General features: G+C 76.0%; 17 protein-coding genes. 9 read left to right on the top strand and 8 right to left on the bottom strand.

Going from position 1 to position 16,816, the window contains the following annotated elements:
• The first annotated feature begins 23 nt into the window (after window positions 1-23).
• Window positions 24-401: a DoxX family protein gene (locus tag C0216_RS18330; RefSeq protein ID WP_114056324.1), complete on the top strand. Its 378-nt coding sequence runs from the start codon at window positions 24-26 to the stop codon at window positions 399-401.
• Between the two features lie 44 nt (window positions 402-445).
• Here the strand turns inward: C0216_RS18330 and C0216_RS18335 are convergent, their stop codons facing one another.
• Window positions 446-715, bottom strand: a complete 270-nt coding sequence (locus C0216_RS18335) for a hypothetical protein (RefSeq protein WP_114056325.1) — start codon at window positions 713-715, stop codon at window positions 446-448.
• Window positions 716-763: 48 nt separating this feature from the next.
• Here C0216_RS18335 and C0216_RS18340 point away from each other — a divergent pair, with 48 nt between their 5' ends.
• The 3 genes from C0216_RS18340 to C0216_RS18350 all read left to right on the top strand — a co-directional run bounded on the left by C0216_RS18340 (window position 764) and on the right by C0216_RS18350 (window position 2,693).
• Window positions 764-1,111: a thioredoxin family protein gene (locus C0216_RS18340; protein WP_114056326.1), complete on the top strand. Its 348-nt coding sequence runs from the start codon at window positions 764-766 to the stop codon at window positions 1,109-1,111.
• 146 nt (window positions 1,112-1,257) lie between these two features.
• Window positions 1,258-2,445 (top strand): cytochrome P450, encoded by a 1,188-nt coding sequence (locus C0216_RS18345; protein WP_114056327.1) that lies wholly within the window; start codon window positions 1,258-1,260, stop codon window positions 2,443-2,445.
• Entirely contained in the window at window positions 2,442-2,693 is a 252-nt protein-coding gene (locus tag C0216_RS18350) for a ferredoxin (RefSeq protein WP_114056328.1), read from the top strand. Before C0216_RS18345 ends, C0216_RS18350 begins: the two co-directional genes overlap by 4 nt.
• A gap of 106 nt (window positions 2,694-2,799) precedes the next feature.
• Here the strand turns inward: C0216_RS18350 and C0216_RS18355 are convergent, their stop codons facing one another.
• Both C0216_RS18355 and C0216_RS18360 read right to left on the bottom strand, forming a co-directional pair.
• Window positions 2,800-3,006 carry a cold-shock protein gene (locus C0216_RS18355; RefSeq protein ID WP_114056329.1) on the bottom strand — a complete coding sequence of 69 codons (207 nt, stop codon included), beginning with the start codon at window positions 3,004-3,006 and terminating at the stop codon, window positions 2,800-2,802.
• Window positions 3,007-3,165: 159 nt separating this feature from the next.
• Window positions 3,166-3,528 carry an HGxxPAAW family protein gene (locus tag C0216_RS18360; protein WP_114056330.1) on the bottom strand — a complete coding sequence of 121 codons (363 nt, stop codon included), beginning with the start codon at window positions 3,526-3,528 and terminating at the stop codon, window positions 3,166-3,168.
• 300 nt (window positions 3,529-3,828) lie between these two features.
• Here C0216_RS18360 and C0216_RS18365 point away from each other — a divergent pair, with 300 nt between their 5' ends.
• Complete coding sequence (locus C0216_RS18365; RefSeq protein WP_246042840.1) at window positions 3,829-5,205, top strand: DEAD/DEAH box helicase; 1,377 nt, start codon at window positions 3,829-3,831, stop codon at window positions 5,203-5,205.
• Window positions 5,206-5,268: 63 nt separating this feature from the next.
• Here C0216_RS18365 and C0216_RS18370 read toward each other — a convergent pair whose 3' ends face one another.
• The 3 genes from C0216_RS18370 to C0216_RS18385 form a co-directional block, all read right to left on the bottom strand.
• Window positions 5,269-6,216 carry a class I SAM-dependent methyltransferase gene (locus C0216_RS18370; RefSeq protein ID WP_246042612.1) on the bottom strand — a complete coding sequence of 316 codons (948 nt, stop codon included), beginning with the start codon at window positions 6,214-6,216 and terminating at the stop codon, window positions 5,269-5,271.
• 190 nt (window positions 6,217-6,406) lie between these two features.
• Window positions 6,407-6,940, bottom strand: coding sequence for a hypothetical protein (locus tag C0216_RS18375; protein ID WP_162793260.1), 534 nt, complete (start codon window positions 6,938-6,940; stop codon window positions 6,407-6,409).
• A gap of 83 nt (window positions 6,941-7,023) precedes the next feature.
• Window positions 7,024-7,548, bottom strand: coding sequence for an SRPBCC family protein (locus C0216_RS18385; RefSeq protein ID WP_174250420.1), 525 nt, complete (start codon window positions 7,546-7,548; stop codon window positions 7,024-7,026).
• A gap of 245 nt (window positions 7,549-7,793) precedes the next feature.
• Here C0216_RS18385 and C0216_RS18390 point away from each other — a divergent pair, with 245 nt between their 5' ends.
• The 4 genes from C0216_RS18390 to C0216_RS18405 all read left to right on the top strand — a co-directional run bounded on the left by C0216_RS18390 (window position 7,794) and on the right by C0216_RS18405 (window position 14,545).
• Window positions 7,794-9,017, top strand: coding sequence for a DUF418 domain-containing protein (locus C0216_RS18390; protein ID WP_114056336.1), 1,224 nt, complete (start codon window positions 7,794-7,796; stop codon window positions 9,015-9,017).
• Window positions 9,018-9,145: 128 nt separating this feature from the next.
• A complete protein-coding gene (locus C0216_RS18395; RefSeq protein WP_162793261.1) occupies window positions 9,146-9,589 on the top strand; it encodes a hypothetical protein in 444 nt (147 codons plus the stop codon).
• A gap of 188 nt (window positions 9,590-9,777) precedes the next feature.
• Window positions 9,778-11,589 carry an RNA ligase family protein gene (locus C0216_RS18400; RefSeq protein WP_114056338.1) on the top strand — a complete coding sequence of 604 codons (1,812 nt, stop codon included), beginning with the start codon at window positions 9,778-9,780 and terminating at the stop codon, window positions 11,587-11,589.
• Window positions 11,576-14,545, top strand: coding sequence for a poly(A) polymerase (locus C0216_RS18405; RefSeq protein WP_114058760.1), 2,970 nt, complete (start codon window positions 11,576-11,578; stop codon window positions 14,543-14,545). The genes C0216_RS18400 and C0216_RS18405 overlap by 14 nt, the downstream gene beginning before the upstream one ends.
• Before the next feature lie 98 nt (window positions 14,546-14,643).
• On the opposite strand, the gene C0216_RS18410 is transcribed toward C0216_RS18405, so the two are convergent.
• Window positions 14,644-15,561, bottom strand: coding sequence for an NADP-dependent oxidoreductase (locus tag C0216_RS18410; protein WP_114058761.1), 918 nt, complete (start codon window positions 15,559-15,561; stop codon window positions 14,644-14,646).
• 80 nt (window positions 15,562-15,641) lie between these two features.
• Window positions 15,642-16,712, bottom strand: coding sequence for an RNA ligase (ATP) (locus C0216_RS18415; RefSeq protein WP_114056339.1), 1,071 nt, complete (start codon window positions 16,710-16,712; stop codon window positions 15,642-15,644).
• Window positions 16,713-16,816 lie beyond the last annotated feature (104 nt).

Genomic DNA, 16,816 nt, shown 5'->3' on the forward strand with positions numbered 1-16,816 from the left:
CTTCCGGCGAAAGGACCGCTCCCGTGCCGCGCACCCCTTCCTCCCCCGCGCTCCTCGCCGGCTTCCTGGCCGCGATGGGGGTGGCGCACGCCGTCGCACCGAAGCCGTTCGACGCGATCGTCCCGCGGGCGCTGCCGGGCAGCCCGCGGCTGTGGACGTACGCGAGCGGCGCGGCGGAGCTGGCGGTGGCGGCGGGGATCGCCCATCCGCGGACCCGCCGGGTCGCCGGACTGGCCGCGGCGGCGCTCTTCGTCGGGGTCTTCCCCGCGAACGTGCAGATGGCCGCCGACGCGCGCCGCCGCTCGCCCGCCCACCGGGCCGTGGCGTTCGGCCGGCTGCCGCTGCAGGTGCCGCTCGTGCTGTGGGCGCGCAGCGTCAGCCGCGGGGCGGCCTCCCGCTGAGGTGCTGCCGGTCCGGGGGCCGCCGGGCCCGGCCCGGGGCACGCTCAGCGGCTGTCGCCCGACCAGTCCCAGCGCGCCGGGTCATGGGCCCGCCGGCGGTAGTGGGCGCGGCCGCCCGGACCGTAGCGGCCTATCTCCGTGGGCAGCGCCGCCTCCTCGGCGAGGCGGCGCGCGCTCCATCCCGTGATGTCGAGCAGGAGCCCGTCGAGGGGCCCGCCGACCAGTTCGCCGTACTGGCGGCCGGGCTGCGCGCCGGGGTCGGGGTCTTCGTGGTCGGCGCCGTAGACCCGGCGCCGGAGCATCCTGTCGTCCATACCCGCCAGCTTCACAGACGCCACTGACAACCGAGCAGGAGCACCGCCATGGCACATCGCGTACACCGGCCGGCCGAGGACGAGGAGTTCGCGTTCGTCCTGCGGATGGCCGAGGGGCCGGTGCTGGCGTGTTTCGTCGGGAGCTGGCCCAAGGCGCTCGCGGCGAGCCGCGAGATGGACGCGCTCGCGGCCGAAGCAGCCGCGGAGTACGGGCCGCGCCTGACGGCGGTGCGCGCCGACATGGCCCGCTGCCCCGGCCCCACCCGTCGGTTCGGCGTCACCTCCGCGCCGACCGCGCTCATCCTGCGCGACGGGCGGGAGGCGGCGCGGTACGAGGGCCCGGCGGCGCCGGAGGAGTTCCGGGCGTTCCTGCGGGAGCACCTCGGCGCGCCCTGAGGCCCGCGTCCGCAGGGCGCGGCAGGGTCGGGCGCCCGTGCGGACGCGGCGGCCATCTGGCCGAAACGGGTATGGGTCGGATAGATGCCCAGGGCATGTAATGGGTTCACACGACGGAGCCCCGGACCACGCCGACGAGGTGCTGCATGTCAGAGACCGTTGTCTTCCCGCAGAACCGGACCTGCCCCTACCACCCGCCGACCGCCTACGAACCCCTGCGCGCGGGGCGCCCCCTGTCCCGGGTGAGCCTCTTCGACGGCCGCTCCGTGTGGATCGTCACCGGGCACGCCGAGGCACGCGCCCTGCTCGCCGACGCCCGCCTGTCCTCCGACCGGCAGAACGCGGCCTTCCCCGCCCCCACCCCGCGTTTCGCGGGCCTGCGCGACCGCCGCACCGCCCTGCTCGGTGTGGACGACCCGGAGCACAACGCGCAGCGCCGGATGCTGATCCCGAGCTTCACCCTGAAGCGGACCGCGGCCCTGCGGCCCCGGATCCAGGAGACGGTGGACCGGCTGCTCGACGACATGGTGGCGCGCGGCCCGCGGGCGGAGCTGGTCGGCGCGTTCGCCCTGCCGGTGCCGTCGATGGTGATCTGCGACGTGCTGGGGGTCCCGTACGAGGACCACGAGTTCTTCGAGGAGCAGTCGCGCCGGCTGCTGCGCGGCCCGGAGATGGCCGACGTCGAGGACGCCCGCACCCGCATCAACGCCTACCTGGCGGAGCTGATCGAGCGGAAGCGGTCCGAGCCCGGCGAGGGCCTCCTCGACGAGCTGGTCGGCCGGCACGTGGAGGCGGGCGGGACGGACGTCGGCGAGCTGGTGTCGCTGGCGGCGATCCTGCTGATCGCGGGCCACGAGACCACGGCGAACATGATCTCGCTGGGGACGTTCACCCTGCTGCGGCACCCGGAGCAGCTGGCGGAGCTGCGGGAGGACCCCTCGCTGCTCCCGGCCGCGGTGGAGGAGCTGATGCGGTTCCTGTCGATCGCGGACGGCATGCTGCGGGTGGCCACCGAGGACATCGAGGTGGGCGGTGTGACAGTCCGCGCCGATGACGGGGTCGTCTTCTCCACGTCCGTCATCAACCGGGACGAGGCCGTCTTCGAGCGGCCGGACGTCCTCGACTGGCACCGTCCGGCCCGCCACCACCTCGGCTTCGGCTTCGGCGTGCACCAGTGCCTGGGGCAGAACCTGGCGCGGGCCGAGATGGAGATCGCCCTGGGCACCCTGTTCGCTCGGCTGCCCGGGCTGCGGCTGGCGGCCGACCCGGACCGCATCCCGTTCAAGCCGGGCGACACCCTCCAGGGCATGGTCGAACTGCCGGTGGCGTGGTGAGCGGCGACGCGCCGCGCGAGCGGCGCACCGGCGGCGGCGCGGCCGGCGCCGTCGCCGTCGCCGTCGACCGCGGTGTCTGCATCGGCGCCGGCCAGTGCGCCCTGACCGCGCCCGAGGTGTTCACGCAGGACGACGACGGCTTCGGGCAGGTGCTGCCGGGGCGGGAGGACGGCCACGGCAGCGCCCTGCTGCGGGAGGCCGTCCGCGCCTGCCCCGTCTCGGCGGTCTCGCTGCGGACGGGCGGCTGAGCCGCAGGGCCGCCGGCCCTGGGGCGGACGGTCGCGGGCCCCGCCGGATGCCTGCCGGCGGGGCCCGCTGCCGGACGTCTCGCGAATGCGTGGAGTGGTGTCCGGGTCAGGAGTGGGGAACGACGTTCTCCGCCTGGGGGCCCTTGGGGCCCTGGACCACGTCGTATTCGACCTTCTGGTTCTCCTCCAGCGACCGGTACCCGGAGGACTGGATCGCGGAGAAGTGGACGAAGACGTCGGGGCCGCCCGCGTCCTGCGTGATGAAGCCGAACCCCTTCTCCGCGTTGAACCACTTCACGATGCCTGTTGCCATTGGTGCTGATCCTTCTCAACGTGCCACGCGGACCGCACAAACGGTGCAGTCGTCACGATCCTTCCCTTGTGTCCCGCCCGCCACACTCCGGGTGCAGCCAACCGGGGACGGATCGAACACCAGGCCGCCCGCGGCGGGACGCGCGGGCACGCCGGCTGTTCAGACGCCGGCGTCCGGGGCGGGGGCCGGCGCCGCGCGGCGGGGGCGGCCGGCCGCGGCGCGGCGGCCTCCGCTCATGCGGCAGCCCAGGCAGTCCGTGTGGCCGCCGCGCGCCGCGGTGTCGCGGACCCGCCAGTCCCATGCGGATTCGGGCCGGGGGCCGCTCGGCTTGCCCCAGCCGGCCAGGTGCAGCAGCCAGGTGGCAAGCCCGGCCGCCGCGACGACCGCGAGGCCCAGCCAGAGGACCGGCTCCGAGGAGAGGCACAGTCCGGTGCCGGCGACGGCACTGCCGAGGACCGCCAGGGCGGTTCCGGTCCAGCCGGCCACGGTGTGCCCCATGTCCACGTGCCCGTGCGCGCTCATGCGTTCTCCCAGTAGGCTTCCGAACAGGAAGTTTCACCTCGCGAGAGCCCGGGAGCACCTGGACCGCCTGCGTTCCGGCGGGGCCGCGGCCCTGGCCGCCGCCGCGGCGGGCGCCCCCCGGGGCGCACAGGCCCCGATGGTAAAATCTCCCTTTTCGCGCCCCGAGGAAGGCTCTGCATGAAGAACCCGTCACCCTACGGGCGTTTCGGCGTCAGGCCCGCCGCGAAGGCGGCCCCGAGGAGCACCGCCGGCAAGGGCGGCAAGGCACCCCGGAGCGTCGTGCCCGCGGGCGAGTTCGCCATGCCCGAGCCGGCCGTGCCCGCACTGCCGCCGGTGGCGTCGTTCGAGGAGCTGGACCTGCCGCGCGAGCTGCTCGGGACGCTGGCCGAGGCCGGGGTGGCCGAGCCGTTCCCCATCCAGGCCGCCGCCCTGCCCAACGCCCTCGCCGGCCGGGACGTCCTCGGCCGGGCCCGCACCGGCTCCGGCAAGACGCTCGCCTTCGGCCTGGCCGTGCTGGCCCGGACCGCCGGCCGCAAGGCGGAGCCGAAGCGGCCGCTCGCGCTGGTCCTCGTACCGACGCGCGAGCTCGCGCAGCAGGTCACCGAGGCGCTCGCCCCGCACGCCGCGGCGCTGGACCTGCGCATGACCGCCGTCGTCGGCGGCCTGTCGATCGGCCGGCAGGTCGGCGAGCTGCGCCGCGGCACCGAGGTCGTCGTCGCCACCCCCGGCCGCCTGAACGACCTGGTGGGCCGGCGCGACGTCTCCCTGGAGCGGGTCCGGACCGCGGTGCTCGACGAGGCCGACCAGATGTGCGACATGGGCTTCCTGCCGCAGGTCACCGAACTCCTCGACCAGGTCCGCCCCGACGGGCAGCGCATGCTCTTCTCGGCGACCCTCGACCGCAACGTCGACCAGCTGGTGCGCGCCTACCTGAAGGACCCCGTCCCGCTCTCCGTCGACCCGTCCGCGGCGACCGTGACGACCATGGACCACCACGTCCTGCACATCCAGGCCGCCGACAAGTACTCCGCGGCGACCGAGATCGCCGCCCGCGAGGGCCGCGTGCTGATGTTCCTGGACACCAAGCACGGCGTGGACCAGTTCGTGAAGCACCTGCGGGCCATGGGCGTGCGCGCGGAGGGCCTGCACAGCGGCAAGTCGCAGCCGCAGCGGACCCGGACGCTCGCGCAGTTCAAGGAGGGGACAGTGACGGTCCTCGTCGCCACGAACGTCGCCGCCCGGGGCATCCACATCGACGACCTCGACCTCGTCGTGAACGTGGACCCGCCCGCCGACCACAAGGACTACCTGCACCGGGGCGGACGCACCGCCCGGGCGGGCGGCTCCGGCAGGGTCGTCACGCTCGCCACCCCGAACCAGCGGCGGGACGTGGTCCGGCTCATGGCCGAGGCCCGGATCCGGCCCACGACCACGCAGGTCCGCTCCGGCGAGGCCGCGCTCAGCCGGATCACCGGGGCCAAGGCCCCCTCCGGGGTGCCGCTGTCGGGCGCCTCGCCGACCGACGCCAAGGGCCGGCCGTCCGGCTCGGACCTCGGCTTCCGCGGCATGGGCAGCCGGTCGGGCAAGGCCGGCCGCGGCAAGGAGTCCCGCAAGACCGCCGAGGCCAAGGCCCTCGCCGAAGCCCGGCGCGCGGCCCGCGTCCGCCGAGGGCACTGAGCGGGACGGCACGGGGGCCGGGCCGGCCCCCGCCGGAGGGGCCGGCGTACCGGGCCGCGGCCGTCAGCGGCGCTCGCGGCGCCGGCGGCGGGCGGTGACGATCGCGCGGGTGACGACCGGCGGCAGCAGGTCCTTGGCCAGCTTCCGCCAGGCGGCTCCCGGCCGGGGCCTCGCCACCGGCTTCGGGGGCGCGACGGGCTCAGGGGCAGGCTCCGGAGCCGGGTGCAGCGGCTTCGGCGGCTCGGGCGGGACGGCGCCGTGGTCGCCGATGCGCACCAGCTGCTGCCCGGCCACGTCGTCGATGCCGTGCCACAGATCGGGGCGGCCCTCCAGCCAGTCGAGGAGGCCCCTCCGGTACGGCTCGGGGTCGTCCCAGGTGGCGTACAGCTTCGCCCCGGAGACACAGATCAGCCGCAGCCCCTCGGTGGCCACGGCCGCCCACACGGCGGCGGCCACGCCGGGGCAGTGCTCGGAGCGGTAGTCGTCGAAGGCGATCACCGCGCCCGGCGCGGCGACGGCCCTGGAGGAGGCGATGTCCTGCACGACGTGCTCGTACAGGTGGGAGGCGTCGATGTGGACGAACCGGCAGCTCGCCGGCCGGACCCGGTCGGCCACCACGAACGTCGGCGCCTGGATGACGGTCGGCAGCCGCTCGTGGAAGGCCAGGTAGTTCACCTCGAAGCCGCGGCGCGTGAGGGTGGGGTACGAGCCCTTCGTCTCCGCCAGGTTCGACTCGTCCGGCGCGGGCGAGTCGAAGAGGTCGCAGACGGTGAACTCCTCGCCGTCCCGCAGGTACCTCCCGAGGAAGATCGCGCTCTTGCCCATGAACGCACCCAGTTCGAGCAGGTCGCCCGGCTCGGCCCCGCTCTCCTCCTGGTGGGTCAGGAACCAGTCGAAGATGGCCTGGTCGTAGTCCGAGAACCACCCCTCGACCTGCTCGTACGCAGTCGGAGCGGGGATGGCCGGCTCTCCGTCGGGGGTGGTGACGGGAGCATGCGAAACGTGCGACACGGAGTGCAGCCTCCAGGGGAACGGCTTGGATCGACGCTGATACCCGGCCGGGGGTAGGCAGACCATAAGCCTGCGGGCGGCCGGATGACGAGTCCTTGTGCACACTGGTGGAATCTCGGTCCGCAGGCGCTCCCGCGATGCCGCCTTCGTCCCGGTCCGCACCGGGGGCCTGCGGTGCGGACCGGCGGTGTCAGGCGGTCGCGCTCGCGCGGCGCAGGCGCTGCGCCGCGCCGTTGCGGACCAGGCGCGTGCGTGCCGCCCCGGCGAGCAGCACGAGGGCCTCCGGGGGGACGGGCGAGCGGACGGCAGTGCGCTGGCACCAGTCCGAGGCCCGCGCCAGCTCCTCGGCCGACCAGGGCTCGCCGCGGACGACGGCCTTCAGCAGAACCCACTCGCGCAGCCGGCCCGCGGCGAACGCGCGCCCGGCGACGGCGGCGGACATGGCCGCCGCCCAGTCGGCGAAGCCGTCGGAGTGCAGCAGGCGGACGGCACGCCGGTCCAGGTGCGTCACCACCGCGCTCTCCGCCATCACGGGGTCGGGGTCGCGCAGCACCGCCGCGACGGCGCACGCCTCCGCCTCGGCCTCCGCGCGGCTCCCTGCCGCGGGGGTGCCGGCCGCGGCCGCCGCGGCCAGGGCGTCGAGGTGGCGGGCGTAACGCCAGTGCTCGGGCGGTGCCGTCCCCTCCGGCGCCGGCGCGGGTATCGGCTCATCGGTGCTCCCCATGGGTCCCATTCCACACGACGGCCCCGGACGGGCGGCGCCCAGGGTGGGCGCGGAGGTGGACGGGACGGGGACGGTTCCGGCGGTCAGCCGGCGGTCGGTGCCCGACCACCCGGCTCCGGCCCGGGCTCGGGCTCGGGCAGCGGGGCGCCCGTCTCCAGCAGCGTCTTCAGGCTCGACGCCAGCATCGGCCAGGCCTCGCCGCACATCCCGATCAGCGGGCCGTCGGGGACGAAGCCCTCGTGGCGGATCGTCAGCCGCGCCAGGGCGTCCCCGACCGGCTCGATCTCGTACGCCACCCGCGTCCGCGGCTGGGCGGCCAGCTCGGCCCGCAGCTCCTCCCCGACCCCCGCCGACGCCGCCCACTCGGGAGTGAAGGTGTGCCAGGTGTAGGCGAGCCGGCGGTCCGGGACGCACTCCAGGACGACCTGCCCGGCATCCTCGGTCCGCGCCCCGCGCTCCACCCACACCATCGGCGAACCCACCGCCCAGTCCGTCTCGAACGCCAGGCCCCAGTACCGGCGGGTGTACCCGGGGTCGGTGAGGGCCTGCCAGACGACGGCGGGGTCGGTCCGGATGTAGACGGTGTACGTGATCGCGCTGTCGGTCATGCCCCCATGCTGCGGGACGGCCCTCCGCGGCGGCCGGATTGGCCCGCCCGTGGGACCCGGAACGGCGGCCGGGGAGGCGGCCGGGACGGCGATCGGCGGGGCCGCACTGCCGACCGTGTCTCCTTATGACTTGGTTACATCCCTGCTGCTACGTTCTGGCGCGCGGACTGGCGGCATGAAACCCGCCGGTCCGACCACGTGGAACCGGCCCGACCGGACCGGCCGGACCGAGGAGAGGCACAGGCATGCGAGGCGCTACCCGTCCCCGCACGGGCGCGGGCGGCGCAGGCGCGGGCCGCCTCACCGGGGTGGATGCCGTGCGCGGACTCGCCGTACTCGGCATGTTCGCCGTACACGTCGGCCCCGGGGCGCAGCCCGACGGGGCCGGCTACCTGGTCGTCGCCGCGGACGGGCGGGCCCCCGCCCTGTTCACGCTTCTCGCCGGGTTCTCTCTGGCCCTCGCCGGGCGCGGCAGCCGGCCGTCACCTGCACCGGCAGGCGGACCGCTCCGGCGCCACCGGCCGCTGCTGATCCGCTGCGCGGTGCTGGCCGCCCTCGGGCTGCTCCTGGCCGCGCTGTGGCCGGGGTTCCTGGTCATCCTGACCTTCTTCGCCGTGTACTTCCTCGCCGCGGAGCCGTTCACCCGGCTGTCCACGCCGGTGCTCACCGCCGTCGCAGGGGCGTCGGTCGTCGCCGGGCCCGTCCTGTCGTTCGCCCTCGGGCCCGTGTTCGGGTACGGGCAGTCCGGGCGCGGCGCGGTCCCCGAGCCGGCCGGGCTGACCAGCTGGGAGGGGCTGGGCCGGACCCTGTGCGAGCTGCTGCTGACCGGCGCCTACCCGCTGGCCACCTACTTCCCGTACGTGCTGGTCGGGCTCGCCGCCGGCCGGCTGTGCGACCTGCGGGAGCGCCGCAGCGCGCTGCGGCTGGCGGGCTGGGGCGCGGCCGCGGCCGCCGCCGGGTACGGCACCGCCTGGCTCATCGCGCACCTGCTCGGCGGCCGCGACCGGCTCCTCGCGGTGATAGCCGCCCGCCACCCGGAGGCCGCTGGCGCCGCCGACCCCGTACGCGCCGTACTGGACGGCCAGTTCGGCGCCATACCCAGCACCTCCTGGGACTGGCTGCTCGTCGCCGACCCGTACAGCCAGACGCCGCTGGAGACCCTCGGCAACGCGGGCGTGGGCTGCGCCCTCATCGGCCTCTTCGTGCTCGCGGCGCAGAACCGGGCGGGCGTACGGCTGCTGGCACCGCTCGCCGCGCTCGGGGCGATGGCGCTGAGCGCGTACGTCGGCCACGCCCTGGTCCTGGCCGGACCGGCGCACGGAGCGGCGTCCTGGACCGCGCTCGGCGTGTTCGCCGCGGTGTCGATGGCGGCGGCCTGGGGCTGGCAGCACGCCTGGGCCGGCAGCCCCCTGCGCCGCGGCCCGCTGGAACACGTCCTGCGAGTGGCCAGCCAGGGGCGCGCGGGCTGAGGCCGTGGGCGTCCTGCGTGCCCGCGGGGCGCATGCACGCCCCGGTGCGCCGGGGCGTCGGCTTCCGGACCACCCGTACGCGTGATGGCGCATGGATCAGGTCGGGGCAGCTAGGGCACGCTGGGCCCATGGAGTTGCGCCGGGCCGCACGGCCCCTGCCGTTGACCCTCGCCGCCCTGGTGCTGGCCACGGGCTGCGTGACCGTACGGCCGGAAGGACCTGCGCCGGCGGAGCCTTCCGCACCGGCGGCCGGCCGGGAAACCTCCGTGGCACTGCCGTTGAGCCCGCTGCCGGCCGGGGGTCGCACGGTCACCGAGCCGACGTCGGCGCCGGCCGCCTCCTCCGCCCCGCAGACGGCCCCCGCGCCGCGCAAGCAGCGCCGCCAGGCCGACCGCACGCCGGCCGGGGTCCGGAAGCCGCCGCGCGCCGAACCGGCGGCCCCGGCCAAGCGCCGGAAGCAGCCCGCACGCCCGCAGCCCCGCCAGGCGCCCCGCCACCCGTACGACATGGCCTCGCTCTGCAAAGCCGCCAAGGGCACGGTCTCCCCCTCCATCGTCGCCCTCTGCGGTTGACGCTCGACGGTCTTCGCTGCTGCCATGGCGGCAGTGCGCCCGGCTCGTTCGGGGTCCGCTCGCCGGCGCGGCCGCGGCCGCCGGACGGGTGTGAGGGGCGTGCCCAGGGGCCGGGTTAATCGGTGGAGGCCCGTGCACGCCGGTCCGTACAGTGACCGGACGCCCGTCGCCGAAGCCGAGAGTCCGCCATGCGCACCCCCTATCCCCGGACCCCCCACCTCCCTTGGTCACCGGGAGCGACCGCGGACGACGTACGGGCCACCGGGGCGGAATGGTTCGCCGGGAGGGAGGTGGTCGTCACCGAGAAGCTCGACGGGGAGAACACCACCCTTTACGCGGACGGCCTGCACGCCCGCTCCCTCGACTCCGCCCACCACCCCTCGCGCGCCTGGGTGAAGGGCCTGCACAGCAGGATCGGCGCCGGCATCCCGGCGGGATGGCGCATCTGCGGCGAGAACCTGTACGCCCGGCATTCACTGGCGTACGAGGACCTGGACAGCTGGTTCTACGGGTTCTCGGTGTGGGACGGCGACCACTGCCTGGGCTGGGACGAGAGCGTGCACTTCCTGCACGGACTCGGCGTGCCCGTCCCGCGCGTGCTGTGGCGCGGCGTCTTCGACGAGCGGGCTCTGCGCAGGCTGCGCCTCGACACCGCGCGGCAGGAGGGGTACGTCGTGCGCACCGCGGCCGGCTTTCCGCGGGAGGACTTCGGGCGGTGCGTCGGGAAGTGGGTGCGGCGCGGGCACGTCACCACTGACGCGCACTGGATGTACGCACCGGTCGTGCCCAACGGGCTCGGGCCGCAGGCAGCGCTGTGGGAGGTCCGGTCCGGTGCGGAGCCCGATCCGGTTGCGCTGGCGGCCGCCGTCGGCGTCGGTGCCGAGGCCGTCGGCGGTGCGGCGGTGCCCTCCGTCGTGGCCGAGGTCGCGGGCCGGCTCGACGCGGCCGGCCGGACCGGCGACGCCCGCCTCGCGGGGGTGCTGGCCGCGCTGCTCCACCGGATGCCTCGGACCGCGGTCGGGGCGCGGCTCGCGGCGGGGCCGGTCGGCATGCGGGCCGCTCGGCGCGTCGCGGACCTTGTCGGCCTGAGCCCGCGCCTCCGGCGGGCGTTCCCGGACGAGGAGCGGCGGGCCGGGCTGGTGCGCATGGCCGCGGCTGCCGATCTCGGGGTGCTGCATGCGCTCGCTGCGGCCGTCGGGGCGGGCGGTGACCGTGTTGCCGTTGCCGAAGCCTCGGAGTGCGTGGAGTGGTCCGCCCTGTACGCGCAGGAGGAGGGGCTGCTGGGACCCGAGCCGCTGCGGCCCCTGCGGAACGGGCTGCGGGACGCCCTCGCCGGGCTGGATCCGGACGCCGCCGACCGGTGCCGGGCCGAGGCGCTGCAGTTGTTCGCGCAGGGCCGGATCTCCACTGCCGAGGAGGCCGTTGCCGCGACCTGGCGGTGGCGGGACGGCCGCTTCCCGCGGCTGGTGCAGCTGTGCGGGCCCTCGGGGAGCGGGAAGAGCACGTACGCCCGGAGCCTGCCGGGGATCGACGCGTACATCGCCCTGGACGACCTGCGGGCCGCCCGCGGCAACCGCGCGGACCAGCGGGACAACGCCGGCATCCTGCGCGAGGGCCTGGACCGGCTCGACGCGGCGCTCGCGGCAGGCGGCACGGTGGTCTGGGACGCCACGTCCCTGACCGGGCAGCAGCGGGGGCTGACCGCGGCGGTCGCCCGGCGGCGCGACGCCCTCGTCACCCATGTCGTGCCCCTGGTGGAGGAGGCGGAGCTCGTCCGCCGCAACGGTGCACGCGAGCATCCGGTGCCGCCGCGGGTCCTGGCCTCGCAACTGCACCGGTTCAGCCCGCCCTACCCCGGCGACGGGCAGGGGCACCGCATCCGCTACCTCGGGGCCGGCGGGGACGTCGAGGACGCCGCGGGGTGTGCGGCCCCGGGCCCGGGCCCGGGGAACCGAGTGGGACCGCGTGTCGGGAGGGATCGCGCCGATGCGGACCAGTGAGCAGCTCTACCACCAGGTCCGGTGGGACCCCCGGTTCGACCCGGCGCGGTTCGTGATGGGCCTGCACCAGCGCGGGGCACCGCCCAAGCGGGTCCCGCTGCCCTCGTTCGTGCCCGGCGGCGACATCCCCTGGCACCGGGTGCTGTTCGTCGAGGCGGACGGCGAACTCGTCTGGGACCGCGCCACCGGCACGGACCGGATCGACTCCACCACCGCCGGGCGGGTCCGCGACCCGCGCCTGCTGCGCGCCCCCGCCTTCGCCGCCCGGACCCCGTACGTGTGGGATCCGGCCCGCCCCGGCGCCGCGGGCGGGGCTTGGCGGGCCGCCGAGGAGGCCGGGGCCGGTGCGGTGCGTCGGCCGACTGCGTCGGCCGCTTCCCCCGTTTCGGTGCGGCTGCTGACCTGGAACACGCTGTGGGACCGCTACGACGCGCCGCGCATCGACACGGCCCGCCGCAGGCCGCTGCTCTGTGCCGAGCTGGAGGCCGCCGACGCGGACGTCATCGCGCTGCAGGAAGTGGAGCCGGCCCTGCTCGACATGCTGCTGGAGCAGCCGTGGGTGCGCCGCGCGTACACGGTGTCGGCCGCCCCCGACGGCCGGGACGTCTCCGACTTCGGCCTGCTGGTGCTGAGCCGGCTGCCCGTGGCGGAGGCCGGGCTGCACCGCCTCGGCCCGCACAAGGCGGTCTCCGCGGTGACGGTGCGGACCGCGGCGGGGCCGCTCGTCGTGGCCTGCGTCCACCTGACGAGCGACCACACGCAGGACGGGGCCGCGCGGCGGGCCGAGGAACTGGCCCGTGTCGCCGAGGGACTCGGCGCTGTCGATGCCCACGTGGCGCTGGTCGGGGACTTCAACGACGGGCGGGGCGGGGCGGACGGGCCCGCGGCGGTCCTGGGGATGCGGGACGCCTGGAGCGAGGTGCACGGGGCGTCGGACGACACCCCCACGTTCGACCCGAGCGCCAACCCGCTGGCGGCCGTCGGCTCCCTGAGCGGACGCGCCGCCCGGCTCGACCGCGTCCTGCTGCGCTCGGACGCGGCCCGGGTGCGGCGGGCTGCCTTGCGGGGTGATGTCCCGGAGGGGGGCGGCCTGTTCCCTTCCGATCACTACGGGGTCGAGGTCGAGGTCGAGGTCAGGGTCGGTGCCGGTGGCGGTGGCGGTGGCGCGGTGCGCGTCGAGGGCTCGGGCGCCCGCGCGGGCGCGCCGACCTCGCGGACTGCCGTCGCCTGGCTGCCGCCGTACGATCCCGCCGTCACGGCGCTGCGGCGCGAGCACGATCCCGCCTTCGGACGCTGGCCCGCGCATGTGAACCTGCTGTTCGGGTTCGTCCCCGAGGCCTCCTTCGAGGAGGCCGTGCCCCTGCTCGCCGAAGCCGCCGCCGCGACCGCACCGTTCCCGGTGCGGATGGCGGGCGTGTACGACTTCGGGCACCGCGACGACGCCGCGCTGTGGCTGGACCCGGCCGCGGCGGGCGAAGCCCCCTGGCAGGAGCTGCGGCAGGCCCTCACCGCCCAGTTCCCCGCGTGCCGGGGGCGCGGCGGGGGGTTCACACCGCACCTGACGCTGGGGCGCAACGCCGACCCGCAGCGGGCACTGGCGGAGTTCACCGCCCGGCTGGGCGGACCCGGGGCCGGCCGCGACGCCCGGGTGGAGGAGCTGGCCGTACTCTCGCGGCGCGGCGACGAGCCGATGCGGGTACGGGCCACGGTGCAGTTGGGAACGGGGAGGGTGCGCTGGCTGCCGGAACCCGGGGCCGCGCGGGACGGGGAGCCGCAGCGGCGGGACGGCGTCGAGGGCGACGCCTCCGTTGCCGGACGTGTCGCCGACCGCGTCGCCGGAGCGCTCGCGGGCGGCGTCGTGCACCTCGTCGGATCCCGCCGCACGGGCTGCGCCCTGCCCGGAGCGGACCTGGACCTCGTCGCGGCCCTGCCCGGCGCCCCCGACATCGAAGCCGTGCGGGAGCGCGTCGCCGAGGCGCTCCCCGGGGCGCGGCGGCTGCGGGTCGTGACGGGTGCGCGCGTGCCCGGGCTGCGGCTGCACGTCGACGGGTTGGACGTGGACGTGGTCGTCGTCGGCACCGGCGGGATCCGGCCCGAGGAGGCCGTGGCGCGCCGGGCGGAGCTGGGCGAGGCGGCGGCGGTCGCACTGAGCGCGGTGTCGGATGCGGAAGCCGTGTGCGCCGCCGCTGCCGAGGGCGGGCCGGAGCGGCAGGCGGCGTTCGCCGAGCTGGCGCGGCAGGTGAAGGCCTGGGCCGGGGCTCGCGGGGTGGATTCGGCTCCGTTCGGCGGGGTGCCGGGGGTGGCCTGGGCGGTGATGGCTGCGCGCACGGTGCGGGAGGCCCCGGAGTTGCGCGGCGCGTCCCTGCTGCGTGCGTTCTTCGCGGCCTGGGCCGCCTGGGACTGGCGTGAGCCCGTCGCGTTGACCGGGGCAGGCGGCGCGGGGCCGTCGGCCGTGCCCGGCGGGGGCGGGGGCGCCGTCGCGGTACTCACCCCGTCTGAGCCGGTGCGGAGTTGCACCGCGCAGGTGGGGCCCGGGATGCGGGACCTGCTGACGCAGGAGCTGTACCGGGCCTGGGAGCTGCTCGAGGCCGACCCGGCCGGTGTGGCGGAGCTGTGCGCGGTGCCGGCGCTGCACCGCCGGCACGCGGCGTGGGCCGTCGTCACCGTACGGGGTGGCACGCCGCGGGAGTGCGAGGAGGCGCTGGGGAGGGCGCGGGGGCGGATGCGGGCTCTGGTGGGGGCACTGGAGGACATCGGCGGCGGCGGGGGCGCAGGCGTGCATGCCTGGCCGCGGCCTCTCGACTCCTCGGGCGGTGTGGTGCGGTACGCCGTCGGGCTCGGGGCCGCCCCGCCGGACCGGGCCCGCCTTGAGGAGGCGGCCTCCCGGTGGTGCGCGGCCCTGCCGGGCGTGAGTGTGGAGTGGGCGGAGGGAGGGGACATCCCGACGGTGGGGTAGGGCGGGGGCAGGCGGTCGGGAGTTCGCGGCGGCGGAGGCGGCCTCCGGTTTCCGCCGCCGTGGCCGGGGCTCCCCCCGCAGGGCGGGCTGCCGCCGGGTCAGGGTTCGATGATGATCTTGCCTGCCGTGTGGCCTTCCTGGTTGAGGGCGAAGGCCGCTGCGGCATCGGCGAGGGGAAAGGTTTCGGCGACCGTGACCTTCAGCCGGCCGCTGTCGGCGAGCTTGGCGAGTTCGGTGAGGTCGCTGCCGACGGGGCGGACCCACATCCACTGGCCGTCCGCGCCGAGGACACTGGGGTCGGCGATCGATGCGTGGCGGCCGTCCGGCGCGAGGACGGCCTGGGTGACGTCGAGGACGCCGCCGACGAAGTCCGCCACGACGGACACCCCGTCCGGGGCGAGTGCCCGGACCCGGTCGACCAGGCCCTCGCCGTACTGCACCGGCTCGCAGCCCAGTTCGCGCAGGCGGTCGTGGTTGCGCGGGGAGGCCGTGCCGATGACGCGGGCTCCGAGCGCCCGGGCGATCTGTACGCCGAAGCTGCCGACGCCGCCTGCCGCGCCGTGGACGAGGACCGTGTCGCCCTCGCCGGTGTCCAGGCGGGTGAGCAGCTGGTAGGCGGTGAGGCCGGCCAGCGGCAGGCCGGCTGCCTCGCGCCAGCCGAGGGAGGCCGGCTTGCGGGCGAGGGCGCGCGCGGGGACGCTCACGTACTCGGCGAAGGTGCCGCCGTGGACGTAGTCCTTGCGCGCGTACGCCATCACCTCGTCGCCGACGGCGAACTCGGGGACGTCGATGCCGAGCCGCTCGACGGTTCCCGAGACGTCCCAGCCGGGGACCACGGGGAAGAGGACGTCCATCAGCCCGTCGAGGCCGCCCGCCATGATCTTCCAGTCGACGGGGTTGACCGCGGCGCACCGGACCTTGACGAGGACCTCCCCCGGCGCCACCTTCGGCATGGGCAGGCGGGTCTCGCGGAGCACCTCCGTCCCGCCGTACTCGTCGTACGCCATCGCCCGCATGGTGTCCTCGGACATCGCACCGACCTCTCGTGTGGGTGTGGGCCGGTCCCATCCCACCACGGTCCGCGGCCGGGCGCGCGCTACTCGAACTCGGTGCCGCCCTTGCGGGTCAGGTAGGCGGGGCTGACCGCCTTGGCGATGGCCCGGCCGCCGACGACCGGGCTGTACCGCTCCGCGGCCGGGCGTATGACGACGCCCTCGCGCAGGTGCGCCTGCCGGCCGGAGACGGTCTCGCGGCCCGTGGCCAGCTCCAGGACCGTGTCCAGGTCGTACGGTCCCTCGTACAGCCGCGGTACGAGGGGCAGGGCGCCGTCGGAGAGGAGTTCCGCCGCGTCCAGCCAGCGGACCTGCCCGTCGATCTCGGCCGACACGTCGAAGACGGCGTACCCGGGGCCCGAAGTGCGCGCGTCGGTGCCGTAGGCGAGGTCCTGGACGCCGGCGCCGTACACCTCGGCGAAGATGCCGACGCGGGTGGCGCCCAGCCGGGCCGCGAGCTTCGCGGCGGCCTCGGCGACGCGGTGGCCGCGGACGGCGCGCCAGTAGAGGTTGCGGTCGTCCTCTGTCAGGGCGAGGCTCTTCGAGCCGAAGCCCTTGGAGGAGACCAGCACCCGGTCCTCGGCGGCCAGGTAGGTGAGCAGGCAGGCGGTCCCGTGCAGCTTCTCCGTCAGGACGACCTGCTCGCCCGGCTCGAAGAGGTCCGGGTAGCGCTGGATGTTCTCGACGTCGACCCACGGCAGCAGGTCGGGCGCGGCCTCCACGTCGCCGCTCATCGAGGTCGGGATCGGCGGCACCCACTTGGTGATGCCGAGCCGCTCCGCGAAGTCCGTGCCCTCCTCGGCGGCGCGGGCCAGGTCGACGCCGGCGAGCGCGCGCGGCCGGCACACCAGGCCCTGCGACAGCTCTCCGCGCAGCCGGACCGCCTTCACCCGGTCGGCGCCGGAGCCGGAGAGGCGGCCGGTCAGGCCGAGTTCCGCGATCAGGTCGGCGGGGAGGACGGCCTGCTCGGGGATGTACAGGGCGAAGTCGCCCGTGGCGTAGGCACCCTTGGCGACGACCGCCCGGTACAGGCCTACTTGGGCGAGCTCCAGCGCGTCGGCGTGGGGATGCTCGTGGACGGTCAGCTGCTCGACGGTGACCTTCAGCGTGGACATGGGCGGCTCCTCGGCTCGGCGGGGGGGTGGCTCCCACACTTTCCGAGGAGTTATTTGCGCTGGTCCAGCTCTTTTCCGGGTGTTAATGTGCCGAGTTCTCGCAA

The sequence above is a fragment of the Streptomyces globosus genome (assembly GCF_003325375.1).
Lineage (GTDB): Bacteria > Actinomycetota > Actinomycetes > Streptomycetales > Streptomycetaceae > Streptomyces > Streptomyces globosus_A.